At 69.8% G+C, this 20,779-nt stretch carries 15 protein-coding genes; 11 read left to right on the top strand and 4 right to left on the bottom strand.

Features of this window, described 5'->3' with window-relative positions:
- The first annotated feature begins 135 nt into the window (after window positions 1-135).
- From ACFW0G_RS20005 to ACFW0G_RS19990, 4 genes are read left to right on the top strand one after another with little or no spacing between them, the layout of a single operon-like run.
- Window positions 136-1,071 (top strand): hypothetical protein, encoded by a 936-nt coding sequence (locus ACFW0G_RS20005; RefSeq protein ID WP_378326831.1) that lies wholly within the window; start codon window positions 136-138, stop codon window positions 1,069-1,071.
- A 2-nt stretch (window positions 1,072-1,073) separates the two neighbouring features.
- A complete protein-coding gene (locus ACFW0G_RS20000; protein ID WP_378326830.1) occupies window positions 1,074-2,429 on the top strand; it encodes a peptidoglycan-binding protein in 1,356 nt (451 codons plus the stop codon).
- The gene (locus ACFW0G_RS19995) at window positions 2,426-3,115 is read left to right on the top strand and encodes an ABC transporter ATP-binding protein (RefSeq protein WP_378326829.1); all 690 of its coding nucleotides are present in this window, start codon (window positions 2,426-2,428) and stop codon (window positions 3,113-3,115) included. Before ACFW0G_RS20000 ends, ACFW0G_RS19995 begins: the two co-directional genes overlap by 4 nt.
- The gene (locus ACFW0G_RS19990; RefSeq protein WP_378326828.1) at window positions 3,112-4,341 is read left to right on the top strand and encodes an ABC transporter permease; all 1,230 of its coding nucleotides are present in this window, start codon (window positions 3,112-3,114) and stop codon (window positions 4,339-4,341) included. Before ACFW0G_RS19995 ends, ACFW0G_RS19990 begins: the two co-directional genes overlap by 4 nt.
- Before the next feature lie 63 nt (window positions 4,342-4,404).
- Here ACFW0G_RS19990 and ACFW0G_RS19985 read toward each other — a convergent pair whose 3' ends face one another.
- On the bottom strand, window positions 4,405-5,817 hold the full coding sequence (locus tag ACFW0G_RS19985; RefSeq protein ID WP_378326827.1) for an MFS transporter: 1,413 nt from the start codon (window positions 5,815-5,817) through the stop codon (window positions 4,405-4,407).
- Window positions 5,818-6,062: 245 nt separating this feature from the next.
- Window positions 6,063-6,944 carry a cyclase family protein gene (locus ACFW0G_RS19980; RefSeq protein WP_378326826.1) on the bottom strand — a complete coding sequence of 294 codons (882 nt, stop codon included), beginning with the start codon at window positions 6,942-6,944 and terminating at the stop codon, window positions 6,063-6,065.
- Window positions 6,945-7,157: 213 nt separating this feature from the next.
- Here ACFW0G_RS19980 and ACFW0G_RS19975 point away from each other — a divergent pair, with 213 nt between their 5' ends.
- Window positions 7,158-8,633: a ketol-acid reductoisomerase gene (locus ACFW0G_RS19975; RefSeq protein WP_378326825.1), complete on the top strand. Its 1,476-nt coding sequence runs from the start codon at window positions 7,158-7,160 to the stop codon at window positions 8,631-8,633.
- Window positions 8,634-8,645: 12 nt separating this feature from the next.
- Here the strand turns inward: ACFW0G_RS19975 and ACFW0G_RS19970 are convergent, their stop codons facing one another.
- Both ACFW0G_RS19970 and ACFW0G_RS19965 read right to left on the bottom strand, forming a co-directional pair.
- Window positions 8,646-9,371 (bottom strand): alpha/beta fold hydrolase, encoded by a 726-nt coding sequence (locus tag ACFW0G_RS19970; RefSeq protein ID WP_378326824.1) that lies wholly within the window; start codon window positions 9,369-9,371, stop codon window positions 8,646-8,648.
- A gap of 138 nt (window positions 9,372-9,509) precedes the next feature.
- Entirely contained in the window at window positions 9,510-11,099 is a 1,590-nt protein-coding gene (locus ACFW0G_RS19965) for a glycoside hydrolase family 99-like domain-containing protein (protein ID WP_378326823.1), read from the bottom strand.
- Between the two features lie 271 nt (window positions 11,100-11,370).
- On the opposite strand from ACFW0G_RS19965, the gene ACFW0G_RS19960 reads away from it, so the two are divergent.
- The 6 genes from ACFW0G_RS19960 (at window position 11,371) to ACFW0G_RS19935 (ending at window position 20,747) form a co-directional block, all read left to right on the top strand.
- Window positions 11,371-12,405 (top strand): pyridoxal-phosphate dependent enzyme, encoded by a 1,035-nt coding sequence (locus ACFW0G_RS19960; RefSeq protein WP_378326822.1) that lies wholly within the window; start codon window positions 11,371-11,373, stop codon window positions 12,403-12,405.
- Between the two features lie 69 nt (window positions 12,406-12,474).
- Window positions 12,475-13,638, top strand: a complete 1,164-nt coding sequence (locus ACFW0G_RS19955; protein WP_378326821.1) for an MFS transporter — start codon at window positions 12,475-12,477, stop codon at window positions 13,636-13,638.
- A 37-nt stretch (window positions 13,639-13,675) separates the two neighbouring features.
- Entirely contained in the window at window positions 13,676-14,746 is a 1,071-nt protein-coding gene (locus ACFW0G_RS19950) for an ornithine cyclodeaminase family protein (protein ID WP_378326820.1), read from the top strand.
- A gap of 15 nt (window positions 14,747-14,761) precedes the next feature.
- The gene (locus ACFW0G_RS19945) at window positions 14,762-15,577 is read left to right on the top strand and encodes a class I SAM-dependent methyltransferase (protein WP_378326819.1); all 816 of its coding nucleotides are present in this window, start codon (window positions 14,762-14,764) and stop codon (window positions 15,575-15,577) included.
- Complete coding sequence (locus ACFW0G_RS19940; RefSeq protein ID WP_378326818.1) at window positions 15,574-18,933, top strand: amino acid adenylation domain-containing protein; 3,360 nt, start codon at window positions 15,574-15,576, stop codon at window positions 18,931-18,933. Before ACFW0G_RS19945 ends, ACFW0G_RS19940 begins: the two co-directional genes overlap by 4 nt.
- The gene (locus tag ACFW0G_RS19935; RefSeq protein ID WP_378326817.1) at window positions 18,933-20,747 is read left to right on the top strand and encodes an amino acid adenylation domain-containing protein; all 1,815 of its coding nucleotides are present in this window, start codon (window positions 18,933-18,935) and stop codon (window positions 20,745-20,747) included. The genes ACFW0G_RS19940 and ACFW0G_RS19935 overlap by 1 nt, the downstream gene beginning before the upstream one ends.
- Window positions 20,748-20,779: the final 32 nt, after the last annotated feature.

The following is a 20,779-nucleotide window of genomic DNA, read 5'->3' as shown; positions in this document are numbered from 1 at the left end:
GCTTGTTACCTCTCAACCACACGCTTTAGTATTTGCTTTACGTGTTCCCTTGGTATTTCGGGGGGATCGGCGGTTGTTCACGCGCCGGGTTAAACCCGCTCCGCCCGGCCGAAAACACACGAATCGGGGGAGGCCGTGAAAGAACGAGGGAAACGACCGCACGTCTGGCTCATCGGCGGAAGCCTCGCGCTCGTCGGCGCGACGGGCTGCGGGGCGCCCGGTCACGAAGCCGCCGAGCCCGCGATCGTCACGGTGCCGGTCGCCACGGGCACGCTGCTCGACCAGCCGTTGATGGCCTACATCCTCACGCCAGGCCAGTTCGACTTGATCTCCGAGGCGAAGAACGTGCTGCAAGCTCAGTGCGTCCGGCGGTTCGGGCTGGAATGGCAGCCGCCGGCGGCGGATCGGACGCCGGACCCGGACCGTCCCGATACCAACCGGCATCGGCCGGACGTCTATGTGTTCCTCGACGAAACGCGGGCGAGGGAATTCGGCTACCAGCCGACACCGGAAGAGCGGCAACAGAAACTCGAGCGGGAGCAACGAGCGAAAGCCGCGGAACGGTCACGCCCGAAGGTGAGCCCTGAGGTGCGTACCGCGCTCACCGGCGAAGGAACCAGCTCGCTCAACGGCCAGCCGGTTCCCCTGAAGGGCTGTATCAGCGAAGCGGATCGGAAACTCCACGAGGGAACCGATCCCGGGTGGGACGCGAACTACCCCAGCACCCTGGCCATCAACCTGCAGCCGAAGATCGAACACGACCGCCGGGTGATGGCCAGGGTCGACCAGTGGGGCACATGCATGAAACAGGCGGGCTTCACCTACCGGACACCCCAGGACGCCGAAGGGGATCCGCGGTGGAAGGCGACGGAAACGGCCTCCCCGGAGGAGAAGGCCGTCGCGTCGGCCGAGGCCCGTTGTGGCAGGGAGACCGACCTCGCCGCCCTCGAGAACGCCGTCGAGATCGGTTACCAGAAGCAGGAGATAGAAGCGAAGTCCGCGGAGCTGGCCTCGTTCCAGCAGGGGAAGGAAACCGTGCTCCGTTCCGTCTCGGCGATCCTCGGCAGGTAGCCATGCGCCAGGAGAACACCAGCCCCCGCCAGGGCCGTTCGATGCGGTCGAGACGGCGCGTGCTCGCCGGGTGGACGTTCGGCGCGGCCGCGCTCATCGCGGCGGGGTTCGTCACGGGGTCGTGGATCAGGTCGCCGCAGCAGGTCGCGGCCGACGCGGCGGGCCCGGGCCCGACCACGCTGACCGCCACGGTCGAGCGGCGCGTGCTGACCTCGACGGTCGTCCTGCGCGGGGATGTCGCCGCGGCGCGGCAGGTCGACGTGACGCCGTCGGTCTCGGCACAGTCCGGCTCGGCGAAGGCGCTGGTCACCGGGATCCGGAAGAAGCAGGGCGAAACGATCCGGCCGGGCGAGGTGTTCCTGGAGGTCTCCGGCAGGCCGTTGTTCGCGCTGCCGGGCGACAAGCCGGCCTACCGGGATCTCCGGCCCGGGGCCGAAGGCGCGGACGTCGCCCAGCTCCAGGAGGCGCTGAAGACCGTCGGGCACGATCCGCGAGAACACGACGGCAGGTTGGGCGCCGGGACGAAGGCGGCCCTCGCGGCGTTCTACGCGTCGACCGGATACTCGGCACCCAGCGCGGGTGAGAACGATCAACAGACACTCGCCGCGGCCCGCGACCGGATCCAGGCGGCCGAGCGTGCGCTGGAAGACGCGAAGAGCGCCGGGAAGGCGGGGCCCGCTCCTCAGGCGCAACGCCTCACCGTGGGCAGGGCCGAGCAGGATCTGAATCAGGCCAGGAAGAACCTCACCGATGTCGAGTCCAGGAGCGGACCGATGCTCCCGCTCGGCGAGGTCGTCTTCCTGCCCGCCTTCCCTGCTCGCGTCGGCGCCGCCAAAGCCGAACTGGGCGCCGAGGTCAAAGGGGCGCTGATGACACTTTCCTCGGGGCCGCTCCTGATCTACGGCAGGCTCAACCCCGGTCAGCGCGGCCTGGTCCGTACCGGCCAACAGGTGCGGATCACCTCGGAGAACCTCGGGCTGTCCGCCGAGGGCACAGTGACCTCGATCGGCGAGCTCACCACCGACCAGGGCACGGGCGCCACCGGGCATCCCGTCGTGATCACGCCCACCGCGCCGCTGGATCCGCGACTTGCCGGGACGAACGTCCGGCTGGGCGTCGCCGCCGCGTCGACCGACGGCGAGGTCCTGGTCGTCCCGGTGTCGGCCCTGTTCGCCACGGCGGGGGGTGGCGCCGCCGTGATCCGGCAGGCCGCGGGCGGCAAGCAGGACACCGTGCCGGTTTCGCCCGGCCTGTCCGCGGACGGCCTTCTCGCGGTGGCGCCCGCCGGCGAAGCACTGCGGCCCGGCGATCAGGTCGTCATCTCCGAGGCCAACGTTCCCGCGCGGAAAACCGGATGACCGCGCCCGCCGTGGTGGAGTTCGACGGCGTCGGCCTGACCTACCCGGCGTCGCCGCCGGTCCACGCCGTCCGGGACTGCGGGCTGGTCGTGCGCCGGGGCGAGCACGTGGCGATCGCCGGCCCGTCCGGATCGGGCAAGTCGTCGCTGCTGAACGTGGTCGGGCTGCTCGACCGGCCGACCGCCGGCCGCTACCTGCTGGACGGCGTGGACACCACCGGGCTCGGGGACGGCGCGCGGACGGCGTTGCGCGCCAACCGGATCGGGTTCGTCTTCCAGGCGTTCCACCTGTTGCCCTACCGCACCGCTCTGGAGAACGTCATGCTGGGCCTGCTCTACCTCGGCACGTCCCGGCGGGCGCGACTGGCCGCGGCCACGGACGCGCTGACGCGGGTGGGGCTCGGGCACCGGTTGTCCGCCGAACCCACCACGCTGTCCGGCGGGGAACGCCAGCGCGTGGCGATCGCGCGGTCGCTGGTTGCCCAGCCTTCGCTTCTCCTGTGCGACGAACCGACCGGAAACCTCGATTCGGCGACCGCGCGGTCGGTCATGGCGCTGATCGGCGGGCTCCACGCCGACGGTGTCACCGTTCTGACGATCACCCACGATCCGGAGGTCGCGGCCGTGGCGGGCCGGGTCGCCCACATGCGCGACGGCGTGCTGAGCGATGAGGAGTCCCCGTCATGAGCCGGTCCGCCGAACGGTCGAAGATCTCTTCCGCCGACCTGCTCGGCGAAGCACTCGCCGGGGTGCTGCAGCGGCCCGGCCGGTCCGCGCTCACGATGCTGGGCGCGGTGCTCGGAGTCGCGACGGTGGTCGCGGTACTGGGGCTGACCGCCAGCGCCGCCGGGCAGGTCTCGCACCGGTTCACCGCGCTCACCTCCACCGAGGTGCAGGTCGAGGAGGCGCCGCTACCCGCGGGCAGCGGCGCGAACTCGCTGAGCTTCCCTGCCGACGCCGACAGCCGCGCGGGCCGGATCCGCGGCGTCCGCAGCGCCGGGGTCTACTGGCAACTCGCGGCCGGTCGCACCGGCGACGTGACCGGTGTGATCATCCCGGGAGCTCGAAGCCAAGCCGTTCCCGTCTTCGCCGCGTCACCGGGTGTGCTCCCCGCCCTCCGGCCGACGCTGGGCAGCGGGCGGCTGTTCGACGCCGCACTGGACAACCGGGGCGAGCTCGTCGTGGTGCTCGGCGAAGCCGCGGCCCACCGGCTCGGAGTGTCCCGTGTGGACACTCGCCCCGTGGTGTTCCTCGGCGGGACGCCGATGACGGTGATCGGCATCCTCGCCGACGTCGAGCGCAAGGCCGAGCTGCTCTCCTCGATCATCGTGCCTCGCGGGACGGCCGAACGGATCTGGGGCGCGCCGAGCGGACAGGACCAGCCGCCGCGCATGATCGTCGACACCGACCTCGGCGCCGCGCCGACCGTGGCGGGCCGGATCGCCCTGGCGCTGCGCCCCGACGATCCGGGCACCTTCCACGTGATCGCCCCGCCCGACCCGCGCGCCCTGCGAGACGGCGTTTCGACCGATCTCGGCAGCCTCTTCGTCCTCCTCGCCGGCGTATGCCTGGCCATCGGCGCCGTGGGAATCGCGAACACCACGCTGGTTTCGGTTCTCGAGAGGACCGGCGAGATCGGGTTGCGACGGGCACTCGGCGCGGGCAGGCGCCATGTCGCCTGCCAGTTCCTCGTCGAGAGCGGCGTGCTCGGCACAGTGGGCGGTGTCGTCGGCGCGAGCATCGGGGTCATCACCACCGTGGTGGTCGCGCTGGCCCAGCGGTGGACCGCGATCCTGCCGGTCACGCCCGCCCTCGCCGCGCCGTTGATCGGCACCGTGACCGGCCTCCTGGCCGGCGTGTACCCGGCGATCCGCGCGACGAGAATCGAGCCCGCGGACGCGTTCCGGCGCTGACGCCCTGTCCGACAGGGGCACCCGCTTCCGGGTGTTCGCGGCGCTGTCGCGGCTCGAACGGGTTCAGGGGACCGCCGGTTCGGTGACCTTCGTGGTGGGCGAGGGTTTGGCCACCTGTCGCGCGCTGCCCGGAACGAAGCGGACGATCGCGAGCGGGAGCAGGACGAGCGCCGCGGACAGCAGGAAACCAGCCTGGAAACCTTGCTCGGTGGGAAGATGCGTGCGGGGACTGGTCCCCGCGGAGATGATCGCGGCGGCGATCTGGACCCCGAGTGATGCCCCGATCCCGCGGCTGATGGCGCTGATGGCGGTCGCCACGCCGGTGTCCGCGCGCTCCACCGAGTCGATGACCCCGGTGTAGAGGGCGGTGGAGGCAGCGCCCATGCCGAGACCGATCGTCAGGAGCAGGCTGAGCACGACGTGCCAGGGCGCGCTGTGCCACAGCGTCGCCATCAGGCCGCCCGACGCGGTCAGGAGCAGCCCGCCCGCGACAACCACGCGGGAACCGGCCCTGCGCACGAGCAGCCCGGTCAGCGGGCCGACCGCGATCGCCACGGCGATTCCGGGGAACAGGTACAGGCTGATGGCACTGGACGACGCGCCGAAGCCGAACCCGGCCACCGCCGGCGGCATCGCCAGCAGCTGGGGGAACAGGAAGTAGGGGACGGTGTAGCCCGCCCCGAGCATCCCGGCGACCACACTGGAACTCCAGACGCCCCGCCTGCCCAGCATGCGCAGGTCCACCATGGGATCGGCGGCGCGCCGTTCGACCAGTACCCACGCGGTGCCGAACACGACGGTCAGGACGAGCAGGGCGACGGTGGTGAAGGAAAACCACCCGTTCTGCGGAAGCCAGGACAGGTTCAGCATAATGGTCGCGAGCGTCGCCGCCAGCAGGACGCCACCCGGCCAGTCCAGCCGCGCCGATCGTCCCTTGTGGACGGTCCGGCGCGGGAGCGTGAGGTGCGCGACGACAGCGAGCGCCGCCACGATCAGCGTCGGCAGCAGGAACATCCAGCGCCGGGACAGCGCGTCCGCGAGCGGCCCCGCGGCCAGGACCCCGACACCGCCGCCGATGGTGAAGCACCCGGTGATCACCCCGACCGCCACCGACATCCGCTCCGGGAACAACTCACGCAGTACGACGAACGTCGCCGGGACGATGGCGGCTCCGAGCCCCTGCATGAACTGGCCGAAGAGCATCACCGGCAGCGAGCCGGCGAACGCGGAGAACGCTCCGCCGACCACGATGCACCAGGCGAGCGCGAGGAGCGTTCGCTGCCCGCCGCGGGCGTCGGCGAGCTTGGCGATGGTCGGCATGGTCACCGAGCCGGTGAGCAGCAAAGTGGTGGCCAGCAGGGCGGCCTGGGCCGGATTCAACCCCAGCTCTCGCTGGATGAGCGGGAGAGCGGGCAGCGGCATGCTCTCCAGAGCGCCGATCGCCACGACGAGGGCGGCCAGCACGGCGACGGTCACCGGTGTGGATCGGGCGCGGGCGGAATCCGGGCTGTGCTCAGGTACTCCGGGTCCCGGCGCGCGACCGGGCTCCCGCGACAGGTTCGCGCAGCTCTCGCCTGCCGCTCGGGCCGGCGCTTCGTTCGTGGATTCTCCCAGCACCTGTCCATGACTACGGCCCGGTAATCGACGATCGATGGAGAGCTGATGTCGAGCAGCGGGGCACCGTCGTGGCGATGGCAGCTGCCCGGCACTGTTGCCGCGAATCAGAACACGGCGATGGGGTTGACCGTGATGCCGGTCAGGCCGTGGATGCGTGGCGGGGCAACGGTGAGCAGGAAGCTGTGGCGTTTCAGTTCCACGCACAGGGCCGCGAGGTCGTCGAGCTGCGACCCGTCGATCAGCGGCATCGCCATCCGGCCCAGCGCGACGCCGTGCAGCGGGGACGGTCCAGCAGGGTCGAGTGCCGGGTAGGCGTCGCCCCGGTCGCCCGTGTAGAGCGCGACCCCGCGGCGGTGCATCCAGCGCACCGCGTCGAGGCTGATTCCCGGAGTCGGCCTGCCCGGGAGGAGGGGGTCGGCGGGCCAGCCGAACCGTACGGCCAGCGCGTCGCCCGACCGTACCTCGACGCCCTGCCGCTGCTCGGCGTCCTCGAAGTCACGCGAGGTCACCGCGTGCCCGGACGGGAGCGGTTCCTCGATCGCCAGATCGAGCAGAACCCCGCGCGTCACGATTCCGGCGGCGAAGGCCGTCGTCGAGGCGAAGGTGACGCCTTCGGCTGTCACGACCTCGTTCCTCGGACGACCCGGGTAGACCTCGTCGCCGGTCGACCAGTGCGCCAGCGCGTCGATGTGCGTCGACTTCGCGTGATGGTTCGTGATCAGCATCAGGTCGGCCGCCACGCCCATTCCGGTGTGGGACATCATCTGCTGCACGGGAGAGACGTCCACTGTGGTCGGCGCGAACGGGCTGCTGACCATCGGGTTGGGCGTGATCGGCTGCGCCAGCGACACCCATCGACCGGTCCGCACCTCCGCGGCGGCCTTCGCGCGCACGTCGTCGGTGATGAGGTTGAGTGTGCCGAGCTCGTCGTCGGATCCCCACCGGCCCCAGTTGCCGGGCAGGTCGAGGTCAGTCGGATCTACCACGTGGCCATGATCGCGGACGAGGATCCCGAGGGGAAGCGCATCGGGCATGTTCGGGACTTTTGGCCACCATGACGTCACTCGCAGGGCACACCTCGATGGGAATTCTCGTTCGGCGTCGACGGCATCTGAGCGGTTTGCATTGTTGATCAGCGTGGATTGGCTTCTTGGACAAGTGAGTTGTCGTCGTGCTCGGTGCTATTCCAGAATGAGACGGTGACCGTGGATCTGGATTTCGACACGAAGGTGTTCGACAAGGAGTACATCGCCGTCGCCGACCGGCGGGAGCCGATCGTGCGCGGGGGCAGGCATCTGTTCGACCGGTTGCCTGCGGCCTTCGACGGCGTGCGCCAGGTCGGTGTGATCGGCTGGGGTCCGCAGGGCTCGGCTCAGGCGCGGAACCTGCGGGACTCGCTGGGCGGCGCGGTACGGGTGACCGTCGGGTTGCGCCGGGACTCGGGGTCGTGGGACGCCGCGGTGCGGGCGGGCTTCACGCCGGAGGAGGGCACTCTCGGCGAGATGTACGACGTGATCAGTGGTTCGGACATGGTGATCCTGCTGATCTCGGACGGCGCGATGGCCGAGACGTACCGGGAGGTCTTCGCGGCGCTGCGGCCGGGCACGACGCTCGGGTTGTCGCACGGTTTCCTGCTCGGCCACCTGGACCTGGTCGGCGACGAGTTCCCTGCCGACGTCGACGTGATCGCCGTCTGTCCTAAAGGGATGGGCGCCTCGGTCCGCGCACTTTACTTGCAGGGCAAGGAAATCAACGGTGCCGGGATCAACGCGAGCTTCGCCGTGCACCAGGACGTCTCCGGCCGGGCGGTCGAGCGTGCGTTGGGCTGGTCGGTGGCGCTCGGCGCGCCGTACACGTTCCGTACGACGCTGCGGTCGGAGTATCTTTCGGATCTGTCGGGCGAGCGCGGCATCCTGGCCGGTGCGCTGCACGGCATCGTGGAGAGTCTCTACCGGCGGTTCCGCGATCAGGGCAGGAGTGCCGAGGACGCGTTCCGGCACTCGGCCGAGTCGGTCACCGGCCCGATCTCGCGGGTGATCTCCCGGGACGGCCTGCTCGGTGTCCACCGGCTGCTCGACGCCGGGAGCCGGCGGGTTTTCGCCGAGGCGTACTCCGTCAGTTATCCGGTCGGGCTGGAGCTGATGCACGAGATCTACGACGAGGTGCGCTCCGGCGACGAGCTGCGCAGCGTGGTGCTGGCGGGCAGGCGGCTGGCCCGGTTTCCGATGGGCAGGATCGACCAGGCGGACATGTGGCGGGTCGGCCAGAAGGTGCGCGCGGACCGGGTTCCGGAGGAGATCCCGCTCGATCCGTTCACCGCGGGTGTGTTCGTCGGCGTGATGATGGCGCAGATCGACACGTTGCGGGAGTTCGGTCATCCGTACTCGGAGATCGCGAACGAGTCGGTCATCGAGGCCGTCGACTCGCTCAACCCGTACATGCACGCCCGCGGGATCGCCTACCTGGTGGACAACTGTTCCGTGACGGCCCGGCTCGGCGCGCGCAAGTGGGCGCCGCGGTTCGACTACGCGCTGACGCAGCGTGCCTACCCGGTCATCGACGACGAACGGCCCGTCGATGTCGAGGTTTTCGGCGCCTTCGAGAATCACGTCGTGCACGAGGTGCTGCGAGTCTGCGCGGAAATGCGGCCGTCGGTCGACATTTTCGTCGAATGACGCCGGGCGGCATCAGTCCCTTCCGGCGAGCACGATCTTCTCGGCGAGCAGCCGGGGGTTGGTGAAGACGACCTCGTGGCTGCCGGGCAGTTGCACCAGGCGGTGCAGGCCGAGCCGCCCGGACATCCGCGGGTGCCAGCCCCACTCGCCGGGGGGAAGCGCGGTGTCGTCGGTGCAGTTCAGGTAGCTCTTGGCGATTTCCAGCCGGGAGAACCTCGACAGGTCGAGCCGGTCCAGGAAGGGCTGGTACGGCGTCGGTGACAGCTGCTGGTAGGTGGCGGTCGCCCGGTCGAGGCCGGCGTCCTGGATGAACGCCTCCCGCCAGATCGGGAACGGCACCATCACCGTGTTGTCGTCCGACTCACCCGCCAGGCGCGCGAACAATTCGCGATAGTGGGGCGGGAGATCGTCGTCGACGCTGGTACCCGGTAGCGGCACGAAAGCGTTCCAGAAGACCAGGCGACGCAGCCGTTGCGGGATCTCTTCGGCGACCCGCGCGATCACCGTTCCGCCGAAGCTGTGGCCGACCAGCACCACGTCCGCGAGATCGTGGTCCACGATGAACCGCTGGATCGACCACACGCAGTCGTCGTGCCCGACCGCCTTGTCCACTTCCTTGCCGTGACCGGCGATCGTCGGGCTGTGGGCGACGTGACCGAGTTGTTCCAGCTCGGGGACGACAGCGTCCCAGGCCGAGCCGTCGTGCCAGGAACCGTGCACGAGAACGAACGTGATCATGACCGGACCTCCGTTTCCCGGGGAGGGTAATACCGGCCCCGGGGGAGCGGTCCCGGTCTGGATGCTGCACGGGACACCTGCCGCGGACAGCTCCCTGGCGGAGGCGTCGATTTCGCCAAGGCTCGGCTTCGGCGGGCCTTAACGAGCGGGCAGCCGGAATGTCCGCTGGATCGTGTCGAGGTAGTACTTCCCGTCGCGCACGTTCGGCTCGATGATGCCGCCCTCGTGCCATTCGTTCCACGCGTACATCGTCAGGTAGTTGTCGATCGGGCTCGCCGGCTGGCTCTTCATGCTGTTCAGCGTCATCGTCATGGCTGCCGGGAACTGGGCCCTCGCGTCGTCCTTGAAGTACCGGACATCCTGCTTGGCCTCCCAGAAGCCGGTGCGTGGCGCCTCGTCGAAGCCGCTCATACCGCACCGCAGCATCGGTTTGCCCTTGGTGTCCACGTTCGCGAAGTACGCCGGCGCGTTCTGCACGTACTGGCTGTAGCTGCCCGCTTGGATGTACTGGCCGATGTTCAGGCAGCCGAAGGCGTCGCCGTTCACCTGGAACGCGGTCGGGTGCTCGCTGTGGTTGACGATGTAGGCGTCCTTGCCGGTCTTCGCCCCGATCTTCTGCTTCAGCAGGCCGATGAACGCGTTCTGGTCGGCCGCGCTGCCGTTCCCGATCCCGCCGCCGTCTTCGATGAACACGATCGGGCGATCCTCCTGCGTCATCAGGTAGTTGGCCTTGGTCAGGTAGCCCGAGTAGTTCTCGGCCGCGGCGTCGAACTGCGCGGCCGGCAGCATGAGGTGCTGTGGGTCGTCCTTCGCGTAGGGAATGACGATGCTCAGCATGAACTGCAGGCGGTTCGTGTTGGCGGCCCGCAGGAAGGTCTTCAGAGCGACGTCGCCGGTCGCGGTGCCCTTCTGGTTGTTCCAGTAGTCGTAGAACGAGAAGAAGCCGAGCCCGGCGTTCGCCGCCTGGTCGATCTGGGCCTCGAGTGTGGCCGTCCTGCTGTCGTCGTAGTAGCCGATGGCCGGCTTCAGCTGACTCCAGTCGCCCGGCCAGCCCTGGGTGTTCCGCGCGACCGGGCCCCACGGGCTGTCCGGGTCGCCGTGGAAGTCGCGCACTCCGCCCCACGGGTCGGGGAAGCGGCCGAACGCGTTCTTCACCGCCTGGAGGAACAGGTCGTCCGGGTTGGCCGCGTCGTAGGCGCCGAAGTAGTACGCGCCGACCTGATAGTACTCGGGCAGTACGTAGCCGACGGGGCCGTCGAGCGTGTAACCGGCGGGCTGGTCGTACGCGAGCCGCCAGCCTTTGCCGTTGGTGTAGCGGTTGAGCTGCTTCGCGCCGTTCACCGGCGACGTGTAGACGTACCCGGTGCGGCCTTCGAGCGTGAAGCCGTGCGAGGTCAGGTAGTCGATCTCGTCCTGGTCGGTACTGATGATCCAGTTGCCGGTCGCCGTCTGCTTGAGGCGGTGGATCGGCTTGGTCGACTCCCCGGAGTTCGCGAAGACGTATCCGAGCGGCCGCGGCGAGGGCATCTTCATATCGAAGCTCTTCTGCGCCGAGACGACTTCTCCCCAGTTCGCGCTGTAGAGGTACTTCTGGCCCGGCTGGTCGTACAGCTCGCGCAGCGGAAGCGGTTTCAGCTGGTTCACCGGCGTGGCGGCGTCCGCGGCCGGAGTGACCACAATGGACAGTGCGAATACGGCGACGACCGCGGCGATGGCGCGCAGTGGCATGATCCCTCCCTTGATCGAACTCAGACTAGCAAGCAGAGGAATTGACGCTTCCCGTCGCCAGTGCCGCCCACCGTTTCGGCCAGGTCCCGGCCGCGCCGGACACCGCATCCGGATCGGCCGGGTCTAGCTGCGCCATTCGGTGCATTCTGGCCGATCGCGTTGACCAGTGCGGCCGGGCTGGGGCACAGTCGAAGACGAGAGGGTTTGCGCACGTTCGAATGCCGGTCATGGGGGCCCGTGCGCGATCTTCAGGCTGTGCTGGGGGTAAAAAATGATGGGGAGTTCCTTTCTGCGGGTCGAGCAGGCTTTCGAAAGGGTCCTGCGTCGTACTCCACTGCGTCGAATCCAGATGTCACTACGGGGCCGCGCGGTGAGTTTTGGCCTCAAGCTGGAAGAATGCGGTACTGCCAGGTCCGTCAAGAGCCGTACCGCGGTGGGCTTGTTGAGCGACCTGCATCGTGAAAGCCCTCTCGTGCCGGGTACCGTGGTCGTCGAATCCACCTCGGGAAACCTTGGCCTGGCCATGGTTCACCTCCTCGCGGGTATCGGCTGCGGTTTTCTGGCCGTCGTGGATCCGAAGACCCCACAGGCCACCCGGCGAGCGCTGCTCGAGCAGGGAGCCCGGCTCGTCGTCGTGGAGGAACCCGACGAGCAGGGTGGCTACCTGTCGCGGAGACTCGAAGCCGTGCGCCGAATTCTTGACGAGCACCCGGACTACCGCTGGCCGAACCAATACGAGAACCCGGCGAATCCCGAGGCGCATCGGATCAGTACGGGGCCCGAGATCACCGAACAGGCAGGCGCGGATCTGGGTGCCGTTTACGTACCGGTATCGACCGGGGGAACATTGGCGGGAATCGCGGCCCATCTGCGCGCCCACCGTCCGGACGTCAGATGTGTTGCCGTCGACGTCACCGGTTCGGTGGCTCTGGGCGGTGCCGGCGGCAGACGTCTCATTTCCGGGATCGGTGCGGGCAGGCGCTCGGTTTTCCTGCGCGGCGACGAATACGACCACGCGGTGCACGTCGATGATGCCGAGGCCATTGCGGTCTGCCGCATGGTCAGGGAAGACCTCGGCCGCACGGTCGGCGGATCCACCGGTTGTGTCCTGCGCGCACTGCTCGACGACGTCACCGTGGGCTCGGTCGCCGGTTTTCCCGTTTGCCTGGCCGCGGACGGCGGCACCAAATACGCCGACACCATTTTCTCCGACGACTGGGCGAGGGGACAGGGCATCCACGCGGACATCGGCGCCGCGGTGAGGCGATGGCGCGCGGCCGGGCTGACTTTCCGGGTTTCGGGGTGAGCGCGGGTTCGAATGTTTGCCACGCGGACCCGGATCACATCTTACCTGCCGGCGATTCAATTGCTGGCGATGGTGGAGTGGACGGGGACAGGCCTCTTCCTGGCTGTGTCGACCATCTACTTCGTGAAGGTCGTCGGGTTGGGCACCGCGTCGGTGGGCGCCGGGATGAGCGTCGCGGGCGGGCTGGCGATGCTGGCAGCGGTTCCGATCGCCCGGCTGTCGGAGCGCTTCGGTCCCCGCCCGCTGCTGGTCGCGCTCAACCTGGTCCGCGCCGTCGCGACCATCGCGTACCTCCGAGTCGACGGCTGGGGCGGCTTCCTGGTGATCGCGACAGTGGTCGCGGTCACCGAACAGTCGCTGCCACCGCTCGTCCAGGCGTACATCGGCAGCCGTGCCCGGCAAGATCTGCGCGGCAGGGTGATGGCACTGCAGCGCACGGTCGTCAACGTGGGCATCAGCTTCGGCGGCCTGATCGCGGGCGTGGTGCTCGGTGCCGACAGCCGTTCCGCCTTTCACTGGTTGCTGGTCGGCGGTGCGGTGGCCTACCTGGCCGTCGCCCTTCTCCTGCTCGGTATGCGCGACGAGGGCGGGAAAGCGGGAGCCCGGCCGGATTTCCGTGCCCTGCTCACGGATCGCCGCTTGCTGAGCCTCACCGCCTACCACGCCGTGCTGTCCCTGTGGACGCCCATTCTCAACGTCGCGTTCCCACTCTGGCTGGTGACCCGTACGGACGTGTCCGACCGCTTCGTGGGCTTTCTCTATGCGGTGAACACCGTCGGCTGCATCGCGCTGCAGTACCCGTTGAACGGTTTGTACGGCACCGTCCGGCGTTCCTGGCTGGCCTGCGGTATCGCCGGTGGACTGCTCGCCGTCTCGTGTGCCGGATTCGCCGTGGCGCCGGGGTTCCCGGCCGCCGGTGCGATAGCGATCTTCGCCGGCACCATCGTCGTGCTGACCTTCGCCGAAGTGCTGCAAGTAGGTGCCTCATGGACGCTGTCGTACGAGTTCGCCCCGGACAACGCGCGCAGCGCCTACCTGGTGCTGTTCAACCTGGGGCGCACCACGGCCAACCGGGTGGCGGGCCCGTTGCTCATGACCGGAGTCGTCATCGCTCTCGGCACGACGGGCTGGATAGCGCTCGGCGTGGTCTTCGTCCTCACCGCGCTCGTCCCCGTCCTCGTGCTTCGCACCCACCGAACCGGAAAACGGTCCGTCGCGCGAGCGAGCGGCTAAGCCGATGTTCCCTCGTCAGTCCCGGAGGTCTGGTCCTGTGGATTTCGAACGCTATCCCGAGCACGCGTTCCGCTATCTGACGCGGGCGGATGTCATCGAGGCGGTCCACGGTGTGGACATCGTCGAGACCGTGGCCGAAGCCGTTGTCCTGCATGGCGAAGGCCGGTCGATCCTCCCGGAGGAGGCCTATCTCGGCTGGACCACGTCCGACGGCGCCGCCGCTCGCTGCCTGGCCATGCCGGGAGCGCTCACCGCGGGCGCGCGACCGGTGATCGGGCTCAAGACGATCAACGCGAGCCTGGCCAACCCCGACCGCGGTATTCCCCGTTCCCAGGGCGTCACCCTGCTCCTCGATCCGGACACGGCCCGGCCCGTCGCGATGATGGAGGCCGCGTACATCAGCGCGATGCGTACCGCGGGCGTCACCGCCCTCGCCGTGCGGCACCTGGCCGTCGAGTCGCCCCGCACCCTCGCGCTGCTGGGCTGCGGCACGCTGGCGAAGGCGCACGCGTGGCTGCTCCTCGACACGGCGCCCACCATCGACGCGGTCGTCGTCTACGACACCACGCCGGTCCGGGCGCAGGCGTTCCGGGAGTTCGTCGCCGGGCTCCCCGGCGGAGACCGCGTCACCGTGAAGGCCGCGGGCGGTCCGATGGAGTGCGTGTCGGGGGCCGATCTTGTCGTCTCGGTGACGACCGTCACGGAAGGGTACATCGAGCCGGACTGGCTGAAGCCCGGCGCGCTGGTCGCCCACGTCTCGCTCGACGACCTCACCGAAGCGGCTGTGCTGGCCGCGGACCTCCTCGTGGTGGACGACTGGGGCCTGGTGCGCGACGATCCCCGGCGGCTGCTCGGTCGCATGCACCGCGCGGGAACGCTGCTGGGCCCGGACGGCGAGTCGCGCGCCGGGGTGACCCCGCACCCGGATGCCCGCCGGGTCGACGCGTCGCTGGGCGACGTCGTGACGGGGCGCCACCCCGGCCGGCGCAGGGACACCGACATCGTCATCAGCAACTCCTTCGGCATGTCGATTCTCGACATCGCCGTCGCCGACCGCATCCGTGCACGGGCCGAGACCACGGGCATCGGCAGCCTGCTCAACCTCTGAAGGAGAGGAGACACCATGCCCACCGATCAGGACCTCCGGGAGGTCAATCGCACGATGTGGTCGTACGGCGAGTACCGCCACGTCGCCGACCTGCTCCGGCCGGGAGCCGTCGAACTGGTCGACCGGCTCGCCCCCGAACCCGGTACACCTCACCTGGACGTGGCGACCGGCAACGGCAACGTCGCCATCCTGTCGGCGCTGCGTGGGGCGCATGTCCAGGGACTCGACCTGACCGACGAGTTCTTCCCGGACGCCCGCGAGCGCGCGGCGGCGGCCGGTGTCGAGATCGAGTTCCACCTTGGCGACGCGGAGGATCTCCCGTTCCCGGACGACTCGTTCTCGCTCGTCACCTCCACCTACGGTGTGCAGTTCGCCGGCAACCATGAGGCCGCGGCGGGCGAGCTGGCGCGGGTCTGCCGCCCAGGGGGCCGGATCGGCCTGTGCAACTGGACCAGTCGCAGTTGGACGGCGCACTTCCAGGAGATCCTCTCCGCCTACTTTCCTTTTCCGACAGGGCATCAGGGCCAGCCCATGCTCTGGGGCCGCGAGGATTACCTGCGCGACCTCTTCGGGGCGCGGTTCACGCTGGTCACCGAGCGCCGTTGGCTGTGGTACCCGTTCACGGAGGCCGAGGCCCTCGTCGCGTTCTTCGAGTCCTGTTTCGGTCCGTGCATCGCCGCCCGCAACGCCATTTCCCCGCCCAGCCGATGGGCCGATCTGCGCGCCGAAATGGTGGAGATGACCGAGCGTTTCATCACCACCGACGACCGGGGCACCGGCGTGCCGGTCGAGTACCTGCTGGTGATCGGGGAAAAGGAGAGCCGCCGATGACCGGACAACGCCCGCTCGTCGCGCCTGCTGATTTCCCGCTGCTGCCCATCGCCGACGGCCAGCGAAAGGAAGCGATCGCGAACGCCCTGTCCCGGGTCGAGCCGTACGACCGCACCGATGCGGTGATCACGCATGTGATGCGGCACGCGACCCGGCGGCCCGAGCAGCCGGCGGTGACGGAGGCGGGTCGCACCGTCGGCTACGGCGAACTCGCCGACCGGGCGTGGCGCGCGGCCGCGGTGCTCGCGGCCCGAGGGGCCGGCCCTGGTCAGGTCGTCGCCGTGGGCGGTGAGCGCGGGGTCGAGGTCGTGACGGCCTTTCTGGCCCTGGAGTTGCTGGGCGCGGTGTACCTCCCGGTGGACCCGGGATGGCCGGCGGCCCGCATCGAGGGCGTACTCGCCGACAGCGCGGCGGCGCTCCTGATCACCACCGGGCGGACGGACAGCTGGGCGTCCCTCCAGGCAGGCGCCGGCGCGGCGGACTGCCCCACGATGCCGCTGACCCTGGCCGAGAACGAGGCCTTCGCCGTGGCCCGGCCGCTGCCACCGGCTCCCGGCGAAATCCGGTACGTCCTCTACACCTCGGGGTCCACCGGGCGGCCCAAGGGCGCGCTCGTCGAACACCAGGGGATGCTCAACCACCTGTGGGCGAAGGTCCAGGACCTCGGACTCGGCGCGGGCGACCGGCTCGCCCAGACCGCGCCACTGGGTTTCGACATCTCCGTCTGGCAGATGCTGGCCCCGCTCCTGGTGGGTGCCACGGTCCAGGTCTACGGCGACGACGAAGCCCGCGAAGGCGAGGTCCTGCTGGACGCTGTCGCCGGCCGCGGCACGACCGTCCTCGAGGTCGTCCCCACGCTGATCCGCCTGCTGCTGGATGCCCATGACACCCGCGCGGAACCCGCGGACCTGGCGGGACTCCGGTGGCTGATCGCCACCGGCGAGGAACTTCCGCCCGCCTTGGCCACGCGCTGGTTCGCCACGTTCCCCGCGGTCGGTCTGCTGAACGCGTACGGCCCGACGGAGTGCTCCGACGACGTGACGCACGCGCGGCTGAGCCCGCCGGACTCCGAGGTGCGCCATCTGCCGATCGGCGGCCCCATCGGCAACGTCACGCTGTACGTCCTGCGTAAGGAAGACAACGCCTGGGCGGCTTGCCGGCGGGGCGAGGCCGGCGAACTGTTCGTCGGTGGCGTCGCCGTCGGCCGTGGCTATCTCGGTGATCCCCGGCGCACGGCAGGCAGCTTCTACCGTGATCCCTTCACCGGGCACGGCCGGGTCTACCGGACCGGCGACGCCGTGCGCGTGCTGCCGTCCGGTGAGCTGGAGTACCTGGGCCGCGTCGACCGGCAGGTGAAGATCGGTGGTGTCCGGACGGAACTCGGCGAGATCGAGGCGGTCCTCGGCGCGCATCCGGCGGTGGCCGCGTGCGCGGTGACGGTGCACACCGCGGCGCCGGACCCCGCACTCGTCGCCAGGGAGACGGGCCTGACGACTTCGGCAGGGCCGGCCCGCCTCATCGCCTACGTGGTGCCCGCGCGCACACCGCTGTCCGCGGACGGGTTGCGTGCGCACCTCGCGGAGCGGCTGCCCACGGCCATGGTGCCGCGTACGTTCGTCGAACTCGCCGACCTGCCGCTCACCCGCAACGGCAAGACGGACTACCCGGCCCTGCCCGCGCCGCCACGCCGGGAACGGTCGGTGGACCGTTCCCTCAGTCCACCGAAGAACCCCGCGGAGCGGCACATCGCGGAAGTCGTGGCCGAACTGCTCGATGTCGACGCGGTCGGCCGGGACGACACTTTTCTCGAACTGGGCGGCGATTCCCTGCTGGCCATGCGCCTGCTGTCCCGGCTCCGATCCGGCGGATCGACGGCCGTCCTGCGCGACGTCCTGAGCGACGGCAGTCCGGCCGCACTCGCCGCACTGGCCACCTCGGCTCCGGTCGCGCGCTCCGGCGCGGTGCCGGAGCCGATGGGGGCGCGTACCCGGCCACTGACACCGCAGCAGGAAGGCGTGTACTTCCACTGGCGTCTCGACCCGGACAGCCCCTACTACAGCTACCAAGGTTCGCTGCTCCTCGACGGCCCGCTCGACCTGGACCGGCTCGGCCGGGCTTGGCGACTGCTGCTGCGGGAGAACCCGCTCCTGCTCGCCCGGTTCACCGAACAGGACGGCACACCGGTCCACATCTATCCACATTGGACGGTGAGTCTTCCGGAGGCGGAGGACCTCAGGCACCTCGACACCGAAGCGCGATACCGCGAGTACCGCGAGGCGGCCGCCACCGAGGCGGCTCGCCCGTTCGACCTGGCCACGCAACCGTGCCTGCGGGCCCGGCTGTTCGTCCTCGGTGACCAGCACCACCGGCTGCTGGTCACCATGCACGAGATCCTGCTGGACGGCTGGGGCGCCACGGTGCTCTTCCAGGACCTCGCCGAGCTGTACCGGGCAGCGGCCGACCCCGGCGCCGCCGCGAACCCGGAACGCGCCGCGCGCTATGACCACTACCTCGACTTCCACGACCGGCTCCTGCGTTCCCCGAGGATCGCCGAAGCCGGTGCCTACTGGAAGCGTCAGCTCGACGGCGAACTGCCCGTGCTCGATGTGGCGCAACGCAGCCGGCCGGCCCGGCCCACGTACCGAGGCCGGATCATCGAGGCCGTCATTCCTCGGGAACTGACCGCGACGTTGCGCGAAGCCGTGGCGAGCACGAGCCGCACCCCCTTCGTCTACCTCGTCGCCGCCTACGCACTGGCGCTCACGTACTACAGCGATGCCGACGAAGTCGTGATCGGCGCCCCGATGGCCGGTCGCGACCGCCCGGAGCAGGCGGATGTGCCCGCCTTCATGCTGTCGATGCTGCCCCTGCGCATCGCGGTGGACGCGGACATCGACCTCGGTGCCTTCACCGGCCGGGTGGGCGAGGTGGTGCTGGACGGCTATGCCGCGGCCGACTACCCCTTCGGCTGGATGCTGCGGGACCTGCCCGCGGCGGCTCGGAGCTCCGCCACCACACCGGTGTTCCAGACCATGCTCAACATGCCCGCCTACCCGGTCCGCCACGCCACCGCGGCCGGGGTCCGGTTCCGGTTCGTGGAGCTGGACACCGGCTACACCAAGTACGACTGCGCGCTCTACGCCCAGCACCACGGACCGAGGGAACTCCTCCTGCAGTTCGCCTACCAGGACGAGCTGCTGTCCGCGGACGCGGCCCGCCGCGTGCTGGAGAGCGTGCTGATCGCCCTGCGCGCGCTCGTCGAGACGCCGCACGTCAGGGTTCGGGCGCTGGACCTGTTGCCCGACCCGAGGCACCACCACCTCGTCACCGCACTCGTCACGGGAGGCATTCACTGATGCTGTCCGACATGGCCGGAACCGGCACAACCACAACCGGCACAACCACAACCGGCACAACCACAACCGACGACCGTGCCGCGTGTCTGGCGAGACTGTTCACCGACCGCGTAGCGCTCACACCCGACGCCGTCGCCGCGAAAAGCGGTGAGCAGGTCGTGACCTACCGGGAACTGGACGAGTGGAGCGGTCGCCTCGCGGCCCGGCTCGCCGACCGCGGTGTGGGCCCCGGCAGCGTCGTGGCCCTCGCGGCCGACCGGGGACCGCGGGCGCTCGTCGGTGTGCTCGCCGTCCTGCGTACCGGCGGCGGCTACCTGGGGCTCGACCCGGCGATCCCGGCCCGCCGCCAGCGCCGGATGGTGGAGGAGACGGCGCCCGACTGCGTCCTCGCCGCGCCGGGACTCGATCAGTTCCCGATCCTCGACGCGCCCCGGGTGCGTCTGGACGAGGTCGCGGACGGGCCGGTGCTCGCGCCTCGGGATATCGACGACTCCGCCTCACGCGTGTTTCATGTCGTCTACACCTCCGGTACCACCGGAGACCCCAAAGGCGTGCGCATCAGCCACCTCGCGGTCCTCAACCGGCTGCGCTGGATGTGGCGTGACCACCCCTTCCCGCCCGGCTCGGTGCTGGCGGTCCACAAGCCCGTTTCCCTGGTCGCTTCGCCCTGGGAGTTGCTCGGTGGCCTGCTGGAGGGTGTGCCGTCGGTCTACCTGAGCCAGGACGAGGTGCTGGACCCCGCGCTCCTCGCCGACGCGCTCGAACGGGAGCGCCTCACGCATCTGTACCTCACCCCGCACCTCATCGCCGGACTGGTCGACGAGGTGGGCAGTAGAGGCGGTCCGGCACATCTGCCGACCCTCGTCACCAGCGGGGCGGACGCGCTGCCGGTGAGCACCGTGCGGAAGTTCCGCGAAGCCTTCCCCGGAACCACGCTGCTCAACCTCTACGGCATGACGGAAACGGCGTCGAACGTCGCGGCCTTTGACACTTCCGCGCTCGAGGCGGACGCCGACCGGGTGCCGGTGGGCAGGCCGGTGGCAGGCGCCTCCCTCACGGTGCACGACCGGTTCGGCCGGCGGCTGCCGCCCGAAGTGGTCGGCGAGGTGTGGGTGGCGGGGCCGCCGCTCGCGCTCGGCTACGTCGGCGACGGCGATGATGACCGGTTCGTCACCGGGGACGATGGTGTCCGGCGCTACCGGACAGGGGACCGAGGCCGGATCACGGGCGGTGGTGACCTGGAGATCGCCGGGCGGACCGACAACCAGGTGAAGATCCGCGGTTACCGGGTGGAGCTCGAGGAAGTCGAGGCCACGCTGCGCGGGGCCCCGTCCGTCGCGGACGCGGGCGTCTACGTCTCCGACGAACGAGGTGATCCTCGTTTGGTGGGGTGTGTCACCGAAAACGAGGAGACCGATCCACTGGTCCTGCGCGCCTATGTCCGGGACCGGTTGCCGGACTACATGCTGCCGGCGCGGATCGTCGTGCTGCCCGGCTTGCCGTTGGGCGCCAACGGAAAGCTCGACCGCGTCGCACTCGCCCGGCTCGCCGGCCACGCCGCAGGGAACCGGAGCGAACGCCTCACGCCGTCCGACGACACCGAGCGCACCGTGCTCGGGATCTGGGAGCAGCTGCTCGGTGCCGCCCCGGCCACGGCGGAGGACAACTTCTTCGAGGCAGGCGGCCACTCCCTGCTGGCCGTCCGGTTCGCCACCAAGCTGGAGAAGGCTTTCGGCCACCGCGTCGCCTTGCGCAAGCTGCTCGGTTCCCCGACTTTCGCGGGGATCGTCAAGCTCGTTCACCGAGTGGGCTGATCGGCTCCCGGCCGCGAACTATCCAGAAAGGA

The organism is Amycolatopsis sp. NPDC058986, assembly GCF_042741125.1.
Lineage (GTDB): Bacteria > Actinomycetota > Actinomycetes > Mycobacteriales > Pseudonocardiaceae > Amycolatopsis.
Note: the sequence above shows the minus strand (reverse complement) of the source record. Positions and strands in the feature narration are given on the sequence as shown.